This window comes from Streptomyces sp. NPDC018263, from assembly GCF_055562575.1.
In genome coordinates, this window is record NZ_JBVHFA010000008.1 from 422,116 (window position 1) to 439,068 (window position 16,953).

16 protein-coding genes are annotated in these 16,953 nt (G+C 71.9%); 11 read left to right on the forward strand and 5 right to left on the reverse strand.

The window, feature by feature from the left end; genetic code table 11:
* The first annotated feature begins 3 nt into the window (after positions 1-3).
* From ACZ3HQ_RS24810 to fabF, 3 genes are all read left to right on the forward strand, one after another.
* Positions 4-1,035 (forward strand): beta-ketoacyl-ACP synthase 3, encoded by a 1,032-nt coding sequence (locus tag ACZ3HQ_RS24810; RefSeq protein ID WP_467514113.1) that lies wholly within the window; start codon positions 4-6, stop codon positions 1,033-1,035.
* Between the two features lie 84 nt (positions 1,036-1,119).
* Positions 1,120-1,368, forward strand: a complete 249-nt coding sequence (locus ACZ3HQ_RS24815) for an acyl carrier protein (RefSeq protein ID WP_030808133.1) — start codon at positions 1,120-1,122, stop codon at positions 1,366-1,368.
* Between the two features lie 81 nt (positions 1,369-1,449).
* Positions 1,450-2,712 carry a beta-ketoacyl-ACP synthase II gene (gene fabF / locus ACZ3HQ_RS24820; protein WP_467514116.1) on the forward strand — a complete coding sequence of 421 codons (1,263 nt, stop codon included), beginning with the start codon at positions 1,450-1,452 and terminating at the stop codon, positions 2,710-2,712.
* Positions 2,713-2,871: 159 nt separating this feature from the next.
* Here the strand turns inward: fabF and ACZ3HQ_RS24825 are convergent, their stop codons facing one another.
* Positions 2,872-3,366, reverse strand: a complete 495-nt coding sequence (locus ACZ3HQ_RS24825; protein WP_350899801.1) for a DUF3145 domain-containing protein — start codon at positions 3,364-3,366, stop codon at positions 2,872-2,874.
* Positions 3,367-3,632: 266 nt separating this feature from the next.
* Between ACZ3HQ_RS24825 and ACZ3HQ_RS24830 the strand changes: the two genes are divergently transcribed.
* The gene (locus ACZ3HQ_RS24830) at positions 3,633-4,514 is read left to right on the forward strand and encodes an SGNH/GDSL hydrolase family protein (protein ID WP_467514118.1); all 882 of its coding nucleotides are present in this window, start codon (positions 3,633-3,635) and stop codon (positions 4,512-4,514) included.
* Between the two features lie 15 nt (positions 4,515-4,529).
* Positions 4,530-5,501, forward strand: a complete 972-nt coding sequence (locus ACZ3HQ_RS24835) for an aldose epimerase family protein (protein WP_467514120.1) — start codon at positions 4,530-4,532, stop codon at positions 5,499-5,501.
* Between the two features lie 131 nt (positions 5,502-5,632).
* Here the strand turns inward: ACZ3HQ_RS24835 and ACZ3HQ_RS24840 are convergent, their stop codons facing one another.
* Both ACZ3HQ_RS24840 and ACZ3HQ_RS24845 read right to left on the reverse strand, forming a co-directional pair.
* Positions 5,633-6,466 (reverse strand): EI24 domain-containing protein, encoded by an 834-nt coding sequence (locus ACZ3HQ_RS24840; RefSeq protein WP_467514123.1) that lies wholly within the window; start codon positions 6,464-6,466, stop codon positions 5,633-5,635.
* A gap of 61 nt (positions 6,467-6,527) precedes the next feature.
* Complete coding sequence (locus ACZ3HQ_RS24845) at positions 6,528-6,980, reverse strand: MarR family winged helix-turn-helix transcriptional regulator (RefSeq protein WP_467514125.1); 453 nt, start codon at positions 6,978-6,980, stop codon at positions 6,528-6,530.
* Positions 6,981-7,075: 95 nt separating this feature from the next.
* Between ACZ3HQ_RS24845 and ACZ3HQ_RS24850 the strand changes: the two genes are divergently transcribed.
* Complete coding sequence (locus tag ACZ3HQ_RS24850) at positions 7,076-8,098, forward strand: NADP-dependent oxidoreductase (RefSeq protein ID WP_467514127.1); 1,023 nt, start codon at positions 7,076-7,078, stop codon at positions 8,096-8,098.
* An 80-nt stretch (positions 8,099-8,178) separates the two neighbouring features.
* Here ACZ3HQ_RS24850 and ACZ3HQ_RS24855 read toward each other — a convergent pair whose 3' ends face one another.
* Entirely contained in the window at positions 8,179-9,336 is a 1,158-nt protein-coding gene (locus tag ACZ3HQ_RS24855) for a serine hydrolase domain-containing protein (protein ID WP_467514129.1), read from the reverse strand.
* Between the two features lie 258 nt (positions 9,337-9,594).
* On the reverse strand, positions 9,595-10,776 hold the full coding sequence (locus ACZ3HQ_RS24860) for an SCO2400 family protein (RefSeq protein WP_467514131.1): 1,182 nt from the start codon (positions 10,774-10,776) through the stop codon (positions 9,595-9,597).
* Between the two features lie 201 nt (positions 10,777-10,977).
* Here ACZ3HQ_RS24860 and ACZ3HQ_RS24865 point away from each other — a divergent pair, with 201 nt between their 5' ends.
* The 5 genes from ACZ3HQ_RS24865 to mmsA all read left to right on the forward strand — a co-directional run bounded on the left by ACZ3HQ_RS24865 (position 10,978) and on the right by mmsA (position 16,947).
* Entirely contained in the window at positions 10,978-12,135 is a 1,158-nt protein-coding gene (locus tag ACZ3HQ_RS24865; protein ID WP_467514133.1) for a mandelate racemase/muconate lactonizing enzyme family protein, read from the forward strand.
* The gene (locus ACZ3HQ_RS24870) at positions 12,132-13,118 is read left to right on the forward strand and encodes a zinc-dependent alcohol dehydrogenase (protein WP_467514136.1); all 987 of its coding nucleotides are present in this window, start codon (positions 12,132-12,134) and stop codon (positions 13,116-13,118) included. Before ACZ3HQ_RS24865 ends, ACZ3HQ_RS24870 begins: the two co-directional genes overlap by 4 nt.
* Positions 13,119-13,199: 81 nt before the next feature.
* Entirely contained in the window at positions 13,200-14,168 is a 969-nt protein-coding gene (locus tag ACZ3HQ_RS24875) for a hypothetical protein (protein ID WP_467514138.1), read from the forward strand.
* Between the two features lie 95 nt (positions 14,169-14,263).
* On the forward strand, positions 14,264-15,382 hold the full coding sequence (chvE, locus tag ACZ3HQ_RS24880; protein ID WP_467514139.1) for a multiple monosaccharide ABC transporter substrate-binding protein: 1,119 nt from the start codon (positions 14,264-14,266) through the stop codon (positions 15,380-15,382).
* A 38-nt stretch (positions 15,383-15,420) separates the two neighbouring features.
* Positions 15,421-16,947, forward strand: a complete 1,527-nt coding sequence (mmsA, locus tag ACZ3HQ_RS24885; protein WP_467514197.1) for a multiple monosaccharide ABC transporter ATP-binding protein — start codon at positions 15,421-15,423, stop codon at positions 16,945-16,947.
* Positions 16,948-16,953: the final 6 nt, after the last annotated feature.

Below are 16,953 nucleotides of genomic sequence, written 5' to 3' on the forward strand. Positions count from 1 at the left end.
CCAATGGCGAAGATCAAGCCCAGCAAGGGCGCCCCGTACGCGCGCATCCTCGGGGTGGGCGGCTACCGCCCGACCCGGGTGGTGCCCAACGAGGTGATCCTGGAGACGATCGACTCCTCCGACGAGTGGATCAGGTCCCGCTCCGGGATCGAGACCCGGCACTGGGCGGGCCCGGACGAGACGGTCGCCGCGATGTCGATCGAGGCGGCGGGCAAGGCGATCGCCGACGCGGGCATCGACGCCGACCGGATCGGCGCCGTGGTGGTCTCCACCGTCTCGCACTTCAGCCAGACCCCGGCCGTGGCGACCCAGATCGCGGACAAGCTGGGCACCGACAAGGCCGCCGCGTTCGACATCTCGGCGGGCTGCGCGGGCTTCGGCTACGGCCTGACCCTCGCCAAGGGCATGGTGGTGGAAGGTTCCGCCGAGTACGTGCTCGTCATCGGCGTGGAGCGGCTCAGCGACCTGACCGACCTGGAGGACCGCGCGACGGCCTTCCTGTTCGGTGACGGCGCGGGCGCGGTCGTGGTCGGCCCGTCCCAGGAGCCCGCCATCGGTCCCACGGTGTGGGGCTCGGAGGGCGACAAGGCCGGCACCATCAAGCAGACCGTCCCGTGGGACCGCTTCCACGTCGGGGACGTCTCCGAACTCCCCCTGGACCGCGCGGGCAACATCAAGTTCCCCGCGATCACGCAGGAGGGCCAGGCGGTGTTCCGCTGGGCCGTGTTCGAGATGGCGAAGGTCGCCCAGCAGGCGCTGGACGCGGCCGGGATCTCCTCGGACGACCTGGACGTCTTCATCCCGCACCAGGCCAATGTGCGGATCATCGACTCGATGGTGAAGACTCTGAAGCTGCCGGAGCATGTCACGGTCGCCCGTGACATCCGTACCACCGGCAACACCTCGGCCGCGTCGATCCCGCTCGCCATGGAGCGGCTTCTGGCGACCGGCGAGGCCAAGAGCGGCGACACGGCGCTCGTCATCGGATTCGGGGCGGGTCTGGTCTACGCCGCCACGGTCGTTACCCTCCCCTAGGCACTCCGTGCCGGGCCGCCCGGTCCGGCACGGGGACACATGCCACCTCAATTGTCTGAACATCGAAGAAGGAGAGCGCCTGACATGGCCGCCACCCAGGAAGAGATCGTCGCGGGCCTTGCCGAGATCGTGAACGAGATCGCCGGCATCCCCACCGAGGACGTCAAGCTCGACAAGTCCTTCACGGACGACCTCGACGTCGACTCCCTGTCCATGGTCGAGGTCGTCGTCGCCGCCGAGGAGCGCTTCGACGTGAAGATCCCCGACGAGGACGTCAAGAACCTGAAGACCGTCGGTGACGCCACCGACTACATCCTCAAGCACCAGGCCTGAGTCACCCTCGGCCCTGACTGCTAGGCCCCGCCACCCGGCGGTGGCGCCGTAGATCCCGCATCTGTTGGAGAAAGAATTCCCGTGAGCCCGACCAATCGCACCGTGGTCGTCACCGGTATCGGCGCAACCACACCGCTGGGTGGCGACGCAGCTTCCACCTGGGAGGCCATGCTGGCCGGCCGGTCCGGCGTCAGCCGCCTGGAGCAGGAGTGGGCGGCCGAGCTGCCGGTCCAGATCGCCGCGCAGATCGCCGTCGAGCCGGGTGAGATCCTCCCCCGGCCGCAGGCCCGCAAGCTGGACCGGTCCGCGCAGTTCGCGCTGATCGCCGCTCAGGAGGCCTGGAAGGACGCCGGTTTCACCGCCAAGGCCGGTGAGGACCAGTCCGTGAACCCCGACCGCCTCGGCGCGGTCATCGCCTCCGGCATCGGCGGCGTGACGACCCTCCTGGACCAGTACGACGTACTGAAGGAGAAGGGCGTCCGCCGGGTCTCCCCGCACACCGTGCCGATGCTGATGCCCAACTCCCCGGCGGCCAACGTCGGTATCGAGCTGGGCGCGCGTGCCGGTGTGCACACCCCCGTCTCGGCCTGCGCCTCCGGCGCGGAGGCCATCGGGTACGCGATCGAGATGATCCGCACCGGCCGTGCGGACGTCGTCGTGGCCGGTGGCACCGAGGCCGCCATCCACCCGCTTCCCATCGTCGCCTTCGGCAACATGATGGCGATGTCCAAGAACAACGACGACCCCGAGGGCGCGTCCCGCCCCTACGACTCGGGCCGTGACGGCTTCGTGCTCGGTGAGGGCGCCGGTGTGATCGTGCTGGAGTCCGAGGAGCACGCCAAGGCGCGCGGTGCCCGGGTCTACGCCGAGGCGATCGGCCAGGGCATCTCGGCCGACGCGCACCACATCACGCAGCCGGAGCCCTCGGGCAACGGCATCGCGCAGGCGCTGCAGAACCTGCTGGACTCGACCGACCTGAAGCCGGCGGAGATCGTGCACGTGAACGCGCACGCGACGTCGACGCCGCAGGGTGACGTGGCCGAGATCAAGGCGCTGCGGAAGGTCTTCGGCGACGACGTCGACCACATGGCCATCTCCGCGACCAAGTCGATGACGGGTCACCTGCTGGGCGGTGCGGGCGGTATCGAGACCGTCGCGTCCATCCTGGCGCTGGTGAACCGCAAGGCCCCGCCGACGATCAACGTCACCGAGCTGGACCCGGAGGTGAACGCGGACGTCGTCGTGGGCGAGCCGCGTGCGCTGCCCGAGGGCCGGATCGCCGCGCTGAACGACTCGTTCGGCTTCGGCGGCCACAATGTCGTGCTGGCGTTCCGGTCGGTCTGAGCCGGCGTAACGCTGTGATGGCCCGGTCTCCTTCGGTGGAGGCCGGGCCATTCGCCGTTCGTGGCACTTCTCGTCGCCGGGTGCGGGTACGTCGTGGCTTGTCGCGCAGTTCCCCGCGCCCCTGGGTCGGCTGCGCTCGACCCGGCTGAAAAGGCTCGCTCAGACCACCTGGTGGAGCCAGCGGACCGGGGCGCCCTCGCCCGCGTGGCGGAAGGTTTCGAGTTCGTCGTCCCAGGGCTTGCCGAGGAGCTTGGAGAGTTCGGCTTCCAGGTCGGTCTCGCCCTGGCGGCTGCGCTGGAGGGCGGCGCGCAGGCGGTCCTCGGGGATGAGGATGTCGCCGTGGATGCCGGTGACCGCGTGGAAGATGCCCAGCTCGGGGGTGCAACTGTAGCGCTCGCCCTCGGCGGCGGCGGAGGGCTCGGCGGTGACCTCGAAGCGGAGCAACTGCCAGCCACGCAGCGCGGAGGCGAGCTTGGAGGCGGTGGCCGCCTCGCCCTGCCAGGAGAACTCCGAGCGCCAGGTGCCGGGGGCGGCGGGCTGCCTGATCCAGTCCAGGCTGACGCGCGTGCCCAGCACCCCGGCGATGGCCCACTCGACATGCGGGCACAGCGCGCGCGGCGCGGAGTGCACGTACAGAACTCCACGTGTCGTCACCGGAACCTCCGGGCTGAGCGGGACATCTTGCGGGCTGGTCGAGCGGCCATGACGCGTCGGCCGCGTTGATGGCGAGGCTACCTTGCGGGGATGCAAGGAGTGTGACGTACCGTCGGTCCCGGTGCCAGGAAACCTCTGCCATTCACCCAGGGGGACGCTTGTACGGGGGTGTGCCGTTCCAGCGGGGGCGGACGGGAACCCTCGCACGTTGTGATGGGTGGGCGCACCGGCGGTCGGTGCCCGAAGGAGCGAGGAGACCTGCGGGGATGCGGAAACCAGGCCACCGGGCGCGGGCCGTCCTCGCCGTGCTGACGGCGGCCGTGCTGGCGAGCGGCTGTGACTCCGTCCGGGGCGACGGCACGGGTACGGGCGTGTCCCGGCCCTCCGCGAAGCCCTCGCCGGTGTGGAACGCGCACCCGGACTCGATCGCGGCGGTGGGCGACTCCATCACCCGTGGTTTCGACGCCTGCCAGGTGCTCGCGGACTGCCCCGAGGTGTCGTGGGCGACGGGCGCGGACACCGGCGTGGACAGCCTGGCGGTACGGCTGCTGGGGCGGCGGGGCGCGGCCGAGCGGGGCTGGAACTACGCGGTGACCGGCGCCCGGATGGCCGACCTGCCCGGCCAGATGGCCGAGGCGGTGCGGCGCCGCCCGGAGCTGGTGACGGTGATGGTGGGCGCCAACGACGCCTGCCGGTCCTCGGTGGCGGCGATGACCCCGGTGGCGGACTTCCGCGCGGACTTCGAGCGCTCGATGGCGACGCTGCGCAAGAGGCTGCCGAAGGCCCAGGTGTACGTGGCGAGCGTGCCCAACCTGCTGCGGCTGTGGTCCGAGGGGCGGGCCGATCCGCTGGGCAAGGAGGTGTGGAAGCTGGGCATCTGCCCCTCCATGCTGCGCGGCGCGGACGACCTGACCGAGGCGGCGACGGTGCGCCGGCAGGAGGTCCAGCACCGGGTGGAGGCGTACAACACGGTGCTGGCCGAGGTGTGCGCGAAGGACGAGCGCTGCCGCTCCGACGGCAACGCGGTCTTCGACTACCGCTTCGGCACCGGGCAGTTGAGCCAGTGGGACTGGTTCCACCCGAGCCGGGACGGTCAGGCGCGGCTCGCGGAGATCGCGTACCGGACGGTCACGGAGCGCAGACCGTGACCTAAGGTTTCCCACATGGGCGAACTTTTCGGCACACTTTCCGACGGGACCCCGGTGCACCGCTGGACGCTCGAGCGCGGTGGGGTACGGGTCCGGGTGCTGTCGTACGGCGGGATCGTGCAGTCGGCCGAGGTGCCGGACCGGGAGGGGCGCCCGGCCGACGTCGTGCTCGGGTTCCCCTCCGTCGCGGGCTATGTGGACCATCCGGGCCCGTATCTGGGCGCGTTGGTGGGCCGGTACGCCAACCGGATCGCGGGCGGCCGCTTCCCGCTGGACGGGCGGACGTACGCGCTGGCCCGCAACAACGGGCCCAACTCGCTGCACGGCGGCGACCGGGGCTTCGACCGGTACGTGTGGGACGCGGAGCCGGTGGAGCACGGGGTGCGGCTCAGCCGGGTCAGCCCGCACGGCGAGGAGGGCTTTCCGGGGCGCCTGGAGGTCTCGGCGACGTACACGCTCGACGAGTCGGGTGCGCTGCGGATCGCCTACGAGGCGGTGACCGACGCGCCGACGGTCGTGAACCTCACCAACCACTCGTACTGGAACCTGAGCGGCTCGGGGCACGCGGGCGGGCATGAGCTGCGGCTGGACGCCTCGCGGTACTCGCCGGTGGACGAGGGTCTGATCCCGGTGGGCGAGCCGCTGGACGTGACGGACTCGCGCTTCGACTTCCGTGTCCCCCGCAAGGTCGGCTCGGGGTACGACCACAACTACGTGCTGGACAAGGGCGTCACGCCGGCCGCCGAGGAGGTGGCCGAGCTGTACGACCCGGCGTCTGGGCGGGTGCTGACGGTGGCGACGACCGAGCCGGGCGTCCAGCTCTACACCGCCGACCATCTGGGCGCCCCGTTCGCGCCGGGCGAGGGGATCGCGCTGGAGACCCAGCACTTCCCGGACTCCCCCAACCGCCCGGACTTCCCCACCACCCGGCTGGAGCCGGGCGAGGTGTACCGCTCGGAGACGGTGTACGGCTTCGGGACGCGCTGAGCCGCCCCGGACAGCATTCAGCCCCGGTCCGGGTGTCAGGTTCCGGGACCGGGGCTGGTGTCGACGGTAATCCGCTCCGGGCGCCCCCGGGCGCCGGATCGGGGTCCGGGGCGGGTTCTCCTACGAACCCTTCACTCGCGGGTCACGACTTCGCCTTCTCGGCCGCCGGGCCCGGATCGGGCGGCGACCGGCGGATCGCTCTCCGGCTGCTCCCCGGCGAGGGGTTCGCCGAGCAGGTCGCGGGTCAGGAGGGTGGCGCCGGCGACCGCGCCGGGCATCAGGAACACCGCGACCACGGGGACCAGGAAGGCGAGGCCCAGCGGGACGCCGAAGCCCCAGGCGAGCATCTTGCGGGAGCGCAGCAGGGCGAGGCGGGCGCGCAGGTCGACGTTCCGGCGCTGGAGGGCGACGGAGGTGAGTTCCTCGGTGAGGAAGAACCCGGTGACGAAGAAGCCGAGGACGGGGACGACGGTCTGGCCGACCACGGGCAGGAAGCCGAGCGCGAAGAGCAGGACGCCCCAGACGCAGGCCCGTACCAGGATGCGCAGGCTGTCGCGGGCGGAGATCCACAGGTCGCGCCACATGGGCCGGTCGGAGCTGGGCGCGGTGCCGTCGGGCGAGACGTCGGCGTCGGTGCGCTCGGAGAGGTTCTCGTAGAAGGGCTGGCCTATCAGCAGGGTGGCCGCGGTGAAGGTGAGGACGGCCAGCAGCAGGGCGAGCGCGAACAGCACGGCGGTGAGGAAGCCCCGGAAGACGCCCTGCCAGGGGCTCGACCAGTCGTCCGCGAACGGGGTGGCCCAGGTGACGGCGTCCGAGCCCCACAGGGCGAGCGCGACCAGCACCCCCACGTAGAGGACGAGGGTGATCAGGCCGGGCAGCAGGCCGAAGCCGTACTGCCGTCCGTGCTGTGCCACCCACCGCTGGCCGTTGAGGAGATGACGGAACCCCACCCCGAGATCGCGCATGGCGGGGACTTTACCCGCAGCCGGGTGGTTCAGGCGTCGTGGGTTTCAGGCGTCGTGGGTTTCAGGCGTCGAGCATCCGGCGGAGCAGGTCGCGCAGGGAGGAGCGTTCACCGGTGGAGAGGCCGGCGAGGGGTTCGCGGGCGAAGTGGAGGCCCTCGCGGAGGTCGCGGGCGACCCGCAGGCCCTCGTCGGTGGCGGCGGCGAGCTTGACCCGGCGGTCGGCGCTGTCGGGGCGGCGCTCGACCAGGCCGCGCGACTCCAGGCGGTCCACGATCCCGGTCACGTTGGACGGCTCGCACTTCAGCCGCTGGGCGAGCTTGCGCATGGGCAGCGGCTCCAGGGCGAGGAGGCTGAGCAGGCGGGCCTGCGGTCCGGTGAGCGCGTGGCCGGCCGCGGCCTCCTCGTAGTCCGCGTGGAAGCGGGCCACGACGTCGCCGATCAGCTCGACGACCTCCATGGTCAGGGGGTCGGCGGAGCGGTGACGCACGGTGGGACGCGGCGGCGGGGTGGACATGCCGTCCAGGATACCGGGTTACTTGACATCATGAAATATTCAGGAGCATGGTTGTTTCAGGTACTGAAGTAGTTTGAGGAAGAAGGTCGCCCCGTATGTCCGACTCCCCCGCCCTTCCCGCCGTGAGCCGTGAGTGGCACTTGCTGAAGCGCCCGGTGGGCTGGCCGAAGCCCGAGGACTTCGCACTCGTCGAGGTGCCGATGCCGGTGCCCGGCGAGGGCCAGGTGCTGGTGCGGAACGAATACCTCTCGGTGGACCCGTACATGCGGGGCCGGATGAGTGCCGCGAAGTCCTACTCCGCCCCGTTCGAGCTGGGTGAGCCGATGGAGGGCGGCGCGGTGGGCGTGGTCGTCACCTCCGACGTCGACGGCATCGAGCCCGGCGACCACCTGCTGCACTTCCTCGGCTGGCGCGAGTACGCGGCCGTGGATGCCACGAAGGCCGTCAAGGTCGACCCGGACGCCGCGCCGCTCTCCACCTACCTGGGCGTGCTCGGCATGACCGGCCTGACCGCCTACGCCGGTCTGCTGCGCACCGCCGGGTTCAAGGAGGGCGACATCGTCTTCGTCTCCGGCGCGGCCGGCGCGGTGGGCAGCCAGGTCGGCCAGCTCGCCAAGCTCAAGGGCGCCTCGCGGGTCATCGGCTCGGCCGGCTCCGACGAGAAGGTCCGGCTGCTGGTCGACGAGTACGGGTTCGACGCCGCCTTCAACTACAAGGACGGTCCGGTGGGCGAGCAGCTCCACCGGGCCGCGCCGGACGGCATCGACGTGTACTTCGACAACGTCGGCGGCGACCACCTCCAGGCCGCGATCGCCGAGCTGAACCTGCACGGCCGGATCGCCATCTGCGGCGCGATCTCGGTCTACAACAACACCGAGCCCGCCCCCGGCCCGAACAACCTCACCCGGCTGATCCAGACCCGCGGCCGGATCGAGGGCTTCCTGGTCGGCGACCACTACGACCTCCAGCCGGAGTTCGTCCGCGAGATCGCGCCCCTGGTCGCGTCGGGGAAGCTGAAGTACCGCGAGACGATCGTGGACGGCATCCAGAACACGCTGGAGGCGTTCCTCGGGGTGCTGCGCGGGGACAACACCGGGAAGATGATCGTCAAGCTCTGACCGGTGACGGTGTTCGGATCTCGCGGAGGCCGCATCCCCGGACCTGGGGTGCGGCCTCCGCCGTGTCCGGGCGTCCCGCCTCAGCCCTTCAGCGCCGCCTCGTGCACGGCGGCGGCCAGCCGGTCGTTCTCCGGGGCCGCGCCGCCGGGGTGGGCGAAGCGGCGGCGGGTGTAGCCGTAGGCGAGGCCCGCGCGCGGGTCGGCGAACGCCTGCGCGCCGGACGCGCCGCAGTGGCCGAGGGTGCCCGCGCCGAGGAAGGGGTGCCAGGTCTCGGCCGTGCACTCGAAGCCCAGACCGAACACCGCGTGGGAGCGGCACACCAGGTCGTGGCCGGCCGAGTGCGGCTGGCCGAACTCCGCGAGGGTGTCGCCCTTGAGCAGCGGCGCCTTCTCGTCCACCTCGCTGATCATCGCCGCGTACATCCCGGCCAGGCCGCGCGCCGAGGCGACGCCGCCCACGGAGGCGGGACCGCTCGCGCGGACGGCGCGGTCGTTGGGCAGCGCCTCCAGGTCGGTGGGGGTGGGGGCGTGCTGGTTCCGCGCGATGGACGGCAGGGTGTGCGGGCCGGTGCGGCGCAGTTCGGCCTCGGCCTGCTGGGCGGGGGTCGGCATCATCGGCCGGGTGGTGCGGAAGCGGGGCTCGCGGGAGGCGGGCAGACCGAGGAAGAAGTCCAGCCCGTAGGGGGCGCGGACGCGCTCCTCGTACAGCTCCTGGACGGTGTGGCCGGTGGCCCGGCGGACCACCTCGCCGGTGAGGGCGCCCATCGTGAGCGCGTGATAGCCGAAGGCGGTGCCGGGGCGCCAGAAGGGGCGCTGGTCGGCGAGGCGTTCGGCGATCGCGCGGTCGTCGGCCAGCTCGGCGGGGCTGAAGCCGGTGTCGGTGCCGACCAGTCCGGCGCGGTGGGCGAGGAGGTCGCGCAGGGTGAGGGTGCTCTTGCCCTCGACACCGAACTCGGGCCAGTAGTAGGTGACCTTGCGGTCCAGTTCGAGGGTGCCGTCCTGCACGAGGAGGGCGGCGACCAGGTGGGCGGCGCCCTTGGTGCAGGAGAAGACGCCGTACAGCGAGCCGGCGTCGACGCCCTCACCGGCCCACAGGTCGACGACGCGGCGGCCGTTCACGTAGGCGCACAACTGGCCCTCGTAGTCCGGCTGTTCACCGGCGACGAAGGCGGCGAACTCCTCGCGCACCGCCTCGTACCCCTCGGCGACCGTGCCCTGGACGGTGCTGTCCTGTGTCATCCGGTTCTCCTCAACTGAGCCGCTGCTCGCTGCTCCTCCTCGCACGGCGCCGGGTCCGGCCGGCGCATTCCGAGGTCGTGTACGGCGAGATGTACCTGTTCGACTCAACCGCCGCGGGGCCCGGTTGGTGTCACCGTTGCCCCGGATGGCGTACTGCGAGGGATTCGTATGACCGGTGACGGCACGCGGGCGGGCGGCCGGGTCGTCGGGTCCGCCTACCCCTGGGCCGGCCGCTCACCACATGTCAGGGTGCGCCCCTTAACTGCACCACCACAGGAAGCGGTCGCAGGTCTTGGTGGGGGTGGGCTCGGGGGCGGGCTTGGAGGTGGTGGGGGCCGCCGTGGGGGTGGAGGTGGGCTTCTGCGGGGCCGGGTCGGCCGGGGCGGGGGCCTCGGAGTGACGGGGGGTGGTGGCCGGCTTGTCGGTGGTGGGGTCCGCCGACGGGGACTCGGACGCCTTCTTCGTGGGGGACCCGGAAGGGGAGGCTGAGGGGGAGTCCGACGGGGAGGCGGAGGCGCTGGGGGTGGTGGACGCGCCGGCCGTGGTGTCGGTGAGGGGGGCGTCCGACCGGGCCGGGGAGACGGTGGCGGAACCGCCGTCCGGGGAGGCGTCGCCGGAGCTGGCGGGGCGGTCGAAGGAGAAGGGGGCGTCGGTGCCGAGTTCGGCGAGGCTGAGGGCGGCCGCCGCGAGGACGAAGCCGGTGGTGACGAGGAGGGTGCGGCGTCTGCGGCGGCGGTGGGCGGCGGCCTTGCGGTCACGGCGGCTGCCGTCGGGGGTGGGGTCGTCGTGGTCCGGGTCGCCGTGGTCCGGGTCGCCGTGGTCCGGGTCGCCGTAGGGGGCCTCGGAGTCCGCGGGGCCCGTGGGGTCCGCGGGGGCCGCGGGTGCCATGGGGGCCGTGGGCGGCTCGTAGGTTCCGCGCCGGTCGGCCTGGCGGGGGACCTTCGGGGGGTCGGGGGTGGCCGGGGGGCCGGGGGTTGGGGTGTCCTGCCCGTAGGGGAGGGCCGGACCGTCCTCCCCGTAGGGGGCGGCAGGGGCGCCTTCCCCGTAGGGGGCGGCGGGGGCGTCTTGCCCGTAGGGGGCGGCGGGGGCGTCTTCCCCGTAGGGGACGGCCGGAGCAGCCTGCCCGTAAGGGGCGGCGAGGCCCTCTTCCCCGTAGGGGGCAGCCTGCCCGTAGGGGGCGGCGGGGACGCCTTCCCCGTATGGGGCGGCCGGGGTCGCTTCCCCGTAGGGGGCAGCCTGCCCGTAGGGGCCGGCCGGGGCCGCTTCCCCGTAGGGGCCGGGCGGGGTCGCCTGGGGGCTCCGCCCGTACGGGTCCGCCGAACCGCCGGAGGCACTGGCACTCGTGGCGGTCGGCACGACGGCGGTCAGGGCGGGCGCGCCGCAGCCGGGGCAGGCCAGAGCGCCGTTGAGGTGCCGTCGGCACGGGTGGCAGTAGTCCATGACGCGGGAAGACTAGATTCCACTCGGGTCACGTTCCTAGGTGCCGCTGTGAAGGTTTGGTGCGGGAGAGACGCCTGCACGCGCGCCGCTGCCGGAACCGTTACGTGTTCACCCCATTGACACCCCCCGCACCCCCTCCCTACTGTCACGCCAGCATTTCGAACGCATGACGAAATTTCGAACACCGAGGGGTGGACGGGCGTGCGTATCACCGGAATCAGCACCCATGTGGTCGGCACACCGTGGCGCAATCTGACCTATGTGCAGGTCCACACGGACGAAGGGCTCACCGGCGTCGGGGAGACCCGCATGCTCGGTCATACCGACGCCCTGCTCGGCTACTTGCGGGAGGCCGAGGCCAACCACATCGCGGGCTCGGACCCGTTCGCCGTGGAGGACCTGGTCCGCCGGATGAAGTACGGCGACTTCGGCCGGGCCGGGGAGATCGTGATGTCCGGGATCGCGGTGGTCGAGATGGCCTGCTGGGACATCAAGGGCAAGGCGCTCGGGGTACCGGTGTGGCAGTTGCTCGGCGGCGGCGTCACCGACCGCGTCAAGGCGTACGCGAATGGCTGGTACACCACCGAGCGGACCCCGGAGGCGTACCACGAGGCGGCCCGCGCGGTGGTGGCGCGGGGCTACCGGGCGCTGAAGATCGACCCGTTCGGCACCGGCCACTTCGAACTTGACCACGAGCGCACCCGGTACGCCGTCTCGCTGATCGAGGCCGTACGGGACGCGATCGGGCCCGACACCGAGCTGATGCTGGAGATGCACGGCCGCTTCTCCCCCGCCACCGCGATCCGCCTCGCCCGCGAACTGGCGCCCTTCGACCCCGCGTGGCTGGAGGAGCCGGTGCCGCCGGAGAACCTGAAGGCGCTGGAGAAGGTGGCCGCCAGAGTGGACATCCCGGTCGCCACCGGGGAGCGGATGCACGACCGGATCGAGTTCCGGGAGCTGTTCGAGAGCCAGGCGGCGGACATCATCCAGCCCGATGTCGGTCATATCGGCGGTATCTGGGAGACCCGCAAGCTGGCCTCGACCGCCGAGACCCACTACCTGCTGCTCGCCCCGCACAACGTGGGCGGCCCGGTCCTCACCGCCGCCTCGCTCCAAGTCGGCTTCAGCACACCGAACTTCAAGATCCTGGAGCACTTCAACGACTTCGCGGACGCGGAGATCAAGACGGTGGTGAAGGGCGCCCCCGAGGTGGTCGACGGTTACTTCCACCTCTCCGACGCCCCCGGCCTCGGCGTCGAGCTGGACACCGACGCGGCGGCCGAATTCCCGCAGCAGCAGGCCCGGTTCGACCTGTGGGCCGAGGGCTGGGAGCGCCGCCGGCCGAAGGGGACGAAGTGAGCGTCCAGGTGGTGGTCGAGGCGCCGGGCACGTACCGGCTGGAGCCGCACACGCCCCGCGCGCCGGGCCCCGGTGAGGCGCTGGTCGCCGTGCACGCGGTGGGCGTCTGCGGCAGCGACCGCGAGCTGTACCGGGGCAACCGCCCGACGCCGTACGTGCGTTACCCGGTGGTGCCCGGCCACGAATGGTCCGGCACGGTACGCGAGGCGGGCGCCGGGGTGCCGGAACTCCTGGCCGGCCGCAAGGTGGTCGGCGAGGGCTTCCGCAACTGCCAGGTGTGCGCCCGCTGTCACGCGGGCGAGACCACGCTCTGCGAGGCGGGGTACGAGGAGACCGGCTTCACCCGTCCCGGCGCGATGGCCCCCACCCTGACCCTCCCCGCCCGGCTGCTGCACCCCCTGCCCGACGACGCCGACCTCACCGCGGCCGCCCTGCTGGAGCCCGCCGCCTGTGTCGCGGCCGCCGCCCTCCTGGCCGACGCCCGGCCCGGCGAGCGGGTCGCGGTGGTCGGCACGGGGACGCTGGGGATGCTCGCGGTGCGGTTCCTCGCGGCGGTCTCGCCGAGTGAGCTGCTGGTGGTGGGCCTCGACCGTGAACGGGAAGCGCTGGCAAAGGAGTTCGGCGCCACCGACTTCGCCGTGAGCCCCGAGTTGCCCGGCGGCTACGACGTGGTGATCGAGGCGGCAGGCTCCGCCGAGGCAGCGGTTACGGCCGCCGCCCTGCTCCGGCGCGGCGGGCGCCTGGTCCTCACCGGCATTCCGGCGCCGGGCGCCGCGGGCCTGGACCCGGCCGACCTGGTTCTGCGGCGGCTGGAGGTGCGGACCGTCTTCGGCGCGCCCCCGGCCGCCTGGGCGTACGCCGTCCGGCTGTTCGGCGCCGGACTGCTGGACCCCCTGCCCCTGGTGTCGCACCGGTTGCCGCTGACCGAGTTCGCGCGGGCGGTCGAAGCGACGGGACCCGGAAAGGTGCTGTTGCTGCCCTGACCCGGGCGTACGCGCCCACTGGGCGCTCCCCCGCCCGAAGATCCGAACTCTGTCCGGTGTACCGAACATGAAAGGCAGCCCGTGACCGACCTTTCCGCTCCGGCAGTCCGCAGGCCCGGTGAGCAGGCGCTCGCCGCTCTGGGGCTGGCCGCCCCCGCCCCCGACCCGGCCGACGCCTCCCCGCACCGCTTCCCGGGCGGGGGGAGCTGGCGTACCGAGATCCCGTCGTGCGAGGGGCCCGAGGCGCTGGCCGTCGTACTCGCCGAGGCGGCGCGACTGGAGGTGCCGGTGCACCGGGTCAGCCAGGGCAGCGGCGTCTGGATGCTCACGGACGCCGAGATCACCGAGATGGCCGGGGCGACCCGCGAACACGGCATCGAGCTGTGCCTGTTCACCGGGCCGCGCGGCACCTGGGACACCGGCGGCGCGGTGCGCTCCGACTCGCGCGGCGGCGGCCCGCGCGCCCGGGGTCACGACGCGGTGGCCGGCTGCATCGAGGACGCGGTGCGCGCGACCGAACTGGGTGTGCGCTGCCTGCTGGTGGCCGACGAGGGCGTGCTGTGGGCGCTGCACCGGGCGCGGGAGTCGGGGGTGCTCCCGGCGGACACCACGCTGAAGGTCTCCGCGCTGATCGGCCCGGTCAACCCGGTCTCCTACGCGGTGTTCGAGCGGCTGGGCGCCGACTCGATCAACGTGCCCGGTGACCTCACCCTCGCCCATCTCACCGAGATCCGCCGGGTGTCCGGCGCCCCCATGGACATGTACATCGAGGCACCGGACGACCTCGGCGGCCAGGTACGGATGTACGAGGTGGCCGAGCTGATCCGGCGCGGTGCCCCGCTGTACCTGAAGTTCGGCCTGTCGAAGGCGCCCGGCATCTACCCGTGGGGCGCCCATCTCCGCGGCGTCGCCCTGGACACCGCGCGGGAGCGGGTGCGGCGCGGGCGGCTCGTCCTCGACCTGCTCGCCCGGCACGGCGCCGACGGCGGCATGGCCCCGCTCGGCACCCGCCTCCCCGGCCCGCTGCACCGCTTCCCCACGACGGACTGACCCCGCACCACCTTCGTGTGATCCCGCACCACCGCACGGCCCGACCCGCTCAACGCCGAGATCCCCGACGCCGAGACGAACAAGGACGGTTCCCCATGCGCGACCGGTACACCGCACGCCCCCGCAGAGTCGCCCTCGCCGCGACCGCCGTACTCGCCCTCACCCTGTCCGCCTGCGGGCAGAGCGGGGAGGGCGGCAGTGACGACAAGGGTGGTGACGCCAAGGGCGGCACCATCGGCGTCGCCATGCCGACCAAGTCCTCCGAGCGCTGGATCGCGGACGGCGCCAACGTCGTCAAGGACCTGCGCGCCAAGGGCTACAAGACCAAGCTGGTGTACGGCGAGGACGACCCGGACCAGCAGGTCGCCCAGATCGAGAACCTGATCACCCAGGGCGTCAAGGGCCTGGTCATCGCGGCGATCGACAACAAGTCGCTGAACAACGTGCTCCAGGAGGCCGCCGACGCCCACATCCCGGTCATCGCCTACGACCGGCTGATCCTCGGCACCAAGAATGTGGACTACTACGCCTCCTTCGACAACGAGAAGGTCGGCGAGCTGCAAGGCACGTACATCACGCACAGGTTGGGGCTGGACAGCGGCAAGAAGGGGCCGTTCTCGATCGAGTTGTTCGCCGGGTCCAACGACGACAACAACACCAAGTACTTCTTCGGCGGCGCGATGAAGGTGCTCCAGCCGTACATCGACAAGAAGCAGCTCGTGGTGAAGTCCGGGCAGACCGCGCTCAACCAGGTCACCACGCTGCGCTGGGACGGCACCACCGCCCAGCACCGCATGGAGGACCTGCTGACCTCGGCCTACCGCTCCGGCCGGGTGGACGCGGTGCTCTCCCCGTACGACGGCATCTCCATCGGCATCCTGTCCGCGCTGAAGTCGGACGGCTACGGCTCGAAGGGGAAGCCGCTGCCGGTCGTCACCGGGCAGGACGCGGAGCTGGCGTCGGTGAAGTCGATCATCGCCGGGGAGCAGACGCAGACCGTCTACAAGGACACCCGCAAGCTCGCCGAGGTGGCCGCGAGCATGGTGGACGCGACCCTGGGCGGCAAGAAGCCCGAGGTCAACGACTCCAAGACCTATGACAACGGTGCCAAGGTCGTGCCCGCCTACCTCCTCCAGCCGGTCAGCGTCGACAAGGGCAACTACCGCGAGGTGCTGGTCGACGGCGGCTACTACACCGAGTCCCAGCTCAAGTGACGGCCGGTTCCCACGGCACGGCCGGGCCCGTGCTCGAGATGCGCTCGATCGTCAAGACGTTCCCCGGCGTCAAGGCCCTTTCCGACGTCACCCTGACCGTCAGGCCCGGCGAGGTGCACGCCATCTGCGGGGAGAACGGCGCCGGGAAGTCCACCCTGATGAAGGTGCTCTCCGGGGTTCACCCGTACGGCAGTTACGAGGGCGAGGTGCGCTTCGAGGGCGAGGAGTGCCGGTTCAGGGACATCCGGGCCAGCGAGCGGCAGGGCATCGTCATCATCCATCAGGAGCTGGCGCTGGTGCCCTATCTCTCCCTCGCGGAGAACCTGTTCCTCGGCAACGAGCACGCCCGGCGCGGTCTGATCGACTGGACGGAGACGCTGCGGCACGCCACGCGACTGCTGCGCCGGGTCGGTCTGGACGAGCATCCGGAGACCCGCGTCGCCGACATCGGCGTCGGCAAGCAGCAGTTGGTGGAGATCGCCAAGGCGCTCGCGAAGTCGGTGCGGCTGCTGATCCTGGACGAGCCGACGGCCGCTCTGAACGACGAGGACAGCGGCAAACTCCTCGATCTCATCCTGGAGTTGAAGGCCCAGGGCATCACCTGCATCGTGATCTCGCACAAGCTGAACGAGATCCGCCGGGTCGCCGACTCGGTGACCGTGCTGCGCGACGGCCGCTCGGTGGAGACGCTTGACGTGCGGGCGCCGGGGACCACCGAGGAGCGGATCATCGCGGGCATGGTCGGCCGCGACCTCGACCACCGCTTCCCCGAACGCCCGCCGCACGAAGCCGAGTTGGGCGCTGCTCCGGCCCTGGAGGTGCGGGGCTGGACCGTACGGCATCCGATCGACCGGCAGCGCAAGGTCGTCGACGACGTGTCCATCGAGGTGCGCCGGGGCGAGATCGTCGGCATCGCGGGCTTGATGGGCGCGGGCCGCACCGAGCTGGCGATGAGCGTGTTCGGCCGGTCCTACGGCCGGTACGCGGGCGGCACGGTGCTGAAGGACGGCCGGGAGATCCGTACCCGGACGGTGGCGGAGGCGGTGGGGCACGGGATCGCGTACGTCACCGAGGACCGCAAGCACTACGGGCTCAACCTCATCGACACCGTGCACCGCAATGTCTCGCTGACCGCGCTGGGCAAGGTGGCCCGGCGCGGGATCGTGGACGAGCACGCGGAGCGGCGGGCGGCGGAGGGGTTCCGCACCGCGATGAACATCAAGGCGCCGACCGTGCTGGAGCCGGTGGGCCGGCTGTCCGGGGGCAACCAGCAGAAGGTCGTCCTCAGCAAGTGGATCTTCGCGGACCCGGACGTGCTGATCCTGGACGAGCCGACGCGGGGCATCGACGTGGGCGCCAAGTACGAGATCTACACCGTGATCGGGCGGCTCGCGGCCGAGGGCCGGGCGGTGGTCTTCATCTCCTCCGAGCTGCCCGAGCTGCTCGGCATGTGCGACCGGATCTACACCATGGCCGCCGGCCGGCTGACCGGCGAGGTGCCGCGGGCCGGGGCCACGCAGGAAACGCTGATGCGCCTGATGACCAGGGACGACGACGCCCGATGACGACAG